Source organism: Nocardioides sp. YIM 152588 (genome assembly GCF_040191335.1).
Classification (GTDB): Bacteria; Actinomycetota; Actinomycetes; order Propionibacteriales; family Nocardioidaceae; genus Nocardioides.
Genome location: NZ_JBEGDJ010000103.1, coordinates 1 through 3,522 on the forward strand (window position 1 = coordinate 1; position 3,522 = coordinate 3,522).

Sequence of the window (3,522 nt, forward strand, 5' to 3'; positions counted from 1 at the left end):
GATCGGGCTGCCGGGCACTGGTGACGAGTGGCGTGAGCTGTTGGTTGTTGTGTGTGTTGGTGGTTTGTTGTGGGCAAGTTGTTAAGGGCGCATGGTGGATGCCTTGGCATCGAGAGCCGATGAAGGACGTGGGAGCCTGCGAAATGCCCTGGGGAGTTGGCAACCGAGCGTTGATCCGGGGATGTCCGAATGGGGAAACCCAGCACGAGTCATGTCGTGTTACCTGCACCTGAATGAAATAGGGTGTGTGGAGGGAACGTGGGGAAGTGAAACATCTCAGTACCCACAGGAAGAGAAAACAAAAGTGATTCCGAGAGTAGTGGCGAGCGAAATCGGATGAGGCTAAACCGGCTATGTGTGATACCCGGCAGGGGTTGCATGGTCGGGGTTGTGGGAGTGTTCTTGATCCATCTGCCGGTGGGTTGCGCAGTAAGAAACCAGTGGCGAGGTCGAAGTCCGTTGGAAAGCGGTGCCGGAGCGGGTGATAGCCCCGTAGACGTATGTGGCTGGCTGTGTTGAGCATTTCCCAAGTAACATGCCACTCCTGGAATGGTGTGTGAATCTGGCGGGACCACCCGTTAAGCCTAAATACTCCTCGATGACCGATAGCGGACCAGTACCGTGAGGGAAAGGTGAAAAGTACCCCTGGCGGGGAGTGAAATAGTACCTGAAACCATGCGCTTACAATCCGTCAGAGCCCGGCCGGCACATTCGTGTGCAGTGGGGGTGATGGCGTGCCTTTTGAAGAATGAGCCTGCGAGTTTGCGTTGTGTGGCGAGGTTAACCCGTGTGGGGTAGCCGTAGCGAAAGCGAGTCTGAATAGGGCGTTTGAGTCGCACGATCAAGACCCGAAGCGGAGTGATCTATCCATGGGCAGGTTGAAGCGCCGGTAAGACGGCGTGGAGGACCGAACCCACTTCAGTTGAAAATGGAGGGGATGACCTGTGGATAGGGGTGAAAGGCCAATCAAACTCCGTGATAGCTGGTTCTCCCCGAAATGCATTTAGGTGCAGCGTTGCGTGTTTCTTGCCGGAGGTAGAGCACTGGATAGCCGATGGGCCCTACCAGGTTACTGACGTTAGCCAAACTCCGAATGCCGGTAAGTGTAAGCGTGGCAGTGAGACTGCGGGGGATAAGCTTCGTAGTCGAGAGGGAAACAGCCCAGACCATCGGCTAAGGCCCCTAAGGGGCGGCTAAGTGGAAAAGGATGTGGAGTCGCAGTGACAACCAGGAGGTTGGCTTGGAAGCAGCCACCCTTGAAAGAGTGCGTAATAGCTCACTGGTCAAGTGATTCCGCGCCGACAATGTAGCGGGGCTCAAGCCGTCCGCCGAAGCCATGGCATCCATGTGTAACCCAAGCCTTCGTGGTTCAGGGTCATGGGTGGGTAGGGGAGCGTCGTGCCACGGGTGAAGCGGCAGAGTGATCTAGCCGTGGATGTGGCACGAGTGAGAATGCAGGCATGAGTAGCGAATCACGGGTGAGAAACCCGTGCGCCGGATGATCAAGGGTTCCAGGGTCAAGCTAATCTGCCCTGGGTAAGTCGGGACCTAAGGCGAGGCCGACAGGCGTAGTCGATGGACAACGGGTTGATATTCCCGTACCGGCGAAGTGGCGCCCATGACGAGGCTGGTGATGCTAACCGCCCGAAGCGCTGGTGACCGATCCCTTCGGGGTGAGGCGCTGGTGTGGAGCGCGGGACCCGATCTTGTAGTAGTCAAGCGATGGGGTGACGCAGGAAGGTAGCCCAACCACGCCGATGGTTGTGCGTGGGTAAGCATGTAGGGCGCGTTCTAGGCAAATCCGGGACGCTTTCTTTGATGATGAGCCTGAGATGTGATGCCGACCCCGTATGGGGGAAGTGGGTGATCCTATGCTGTCGAGAAAAACCTCTAGCGAGCCACGAGCCGCCCGTACCCCAAACCGACTCAGGTGATCAGGTAGAGAATACCAAGGCGATCGAGACAACCATGGTTAAGGAACTCGGCAAAATGCCCCCGTAACTTCGGGAGAAGGGGGGCCCGGATCGTGACCCCACTTGCTGGGTGAGCGTGAAGGGCCGCAGAGACCAGGCCCAAGCGACTGTTTACTAAAAACACAGGTCCGTGCGAAGTTGTAAGACGATGTATACGGACTGACTCCTGCCCGGTGCTGGAAGGTTAAGAGGACGGGTTAGAACGCAAGTTCGAAGCTCAGAATTTAAGCCCCAGTAAACGGCGGTGGTAACTATAACCATCCTAAGGTAGCGAAATTCCTTGTCGGGTAAGTTCCGACCTGCACGAATGGAGTAACGACTTGGGCGCTGTCTCAACCATGGACTCGGCGAAATTGCACTACGAGTAAAGATGCTCGTTACGCGCGGCAGGACGGAAAGACCCCGGGACCTTTACTATAGTTTGGCATTGGTGTTTGGTTCGGCTTGTGTAGGATAGGTGGGAGACTGTGAAGCATTCACGCCAGTGGGTGTGGAGTCATCGTTGAAATACCACTCTGGTCGTACTAGATGTCTAACCTAGGGCCATGATCTGGTTCAGGGACAGTGCCTGATGGGTAGTTTAACTGGGGCGGTTGCCTCCCAAAATGTAACGGAGGCGCTCAAAGGTTCCCTCAGCCTGGTTGGCAATCAGGTTTTGAGTGTAAGTGCACAAGGGAGCTTGACTGTGAGACAGACATGTCGAGCAGGGACGAAAGTCGGAACTAGTGATCCGGCCACTGCGAGTGGAAGCGTGGTCGCTCAACGGATAAAAGGTACCCCGGGGATAACAGGCTGATCTTCCCCAAGAGTCCATATCGACGGGATGGTTTGGCACCTCGATGTCGGCTCGTCGCATCCTGGGGCTGGAGTAGGTCCCAAGGGTTGGGCTGTTCGCCCATTAAAGCGGCACGCGAGCTGGGTTTAGAACGTCGTGAGACAGTTCGGTCCCTATCCGCCGCGCGCGTTGGAAACTTGAGAAAGGCTGTCCCTAGTACGAGAGGACCGGGATGGACGAACCTCTGGTGTGCCAGTTGTACCGCCAGGTGCAGGGCTGGTTGGCTACGTTCGGAAGTGATAACCGCTGAACGCATCTAAGCGGGAAGCACGTTTCAAGATGAGGTTTCCTACCCCCTTTGAGGGGATAAGGCCCCCAAAAGATGATTGGGTTGATAGGCCGGAGGTGTACAGCAGCAATGCCCAGCCGACCGGTACTAATAGGCCGAAAGCTTGCCACAACAAACCCCCAACACACCCAACAAACCCATGCCGGTTTGCTTGGACAATCAAGGGGAACACCGCGCAAGACACCCGTTCAGCACGAACGTAACTCGCGTCCACATGCCGTAACAGGCAGGTCGAAGAATCACAGACCACCCCACCACACAGCCCTGCGCAGCAGCGTCGGGCGGGTGCGGGTCATAGAGTTACGGCGGCCATAGCGGCAGGGAAACACCCGGTCCCATACCGAACCCGGAAGTTAAGCCTGCCAGCGCCGATGGTACTGCAACCGAGAGGCTGTGGGAGAGTAGGACGCCGCCGGACAAACATT

2 rRNA genes are annotated in these 3,522 nt (G+C 56.6%); both read left to right on the forward strand.

Going from position 1 to position 3,522, the window contains the following annotated elements:
• Nucleotides 1-71: 71 nt before the first annotated feature.
• A 23S ribosomal RNA gene (locus ABLM29_RS22115) occupies nucleotides 72-3,208 on the forward strand.
• Between the two features lie 190 nt (nucleotides 3,209-3,398).
• A 5S ribosomal RNA gene (gene rrf, locus ABLM29_RS22120) occupies nucleotides 3,399-3,515 on the forward strand.
• Nucleotides 3,516-3,522 lie beyond the last annotated feature (7 nt).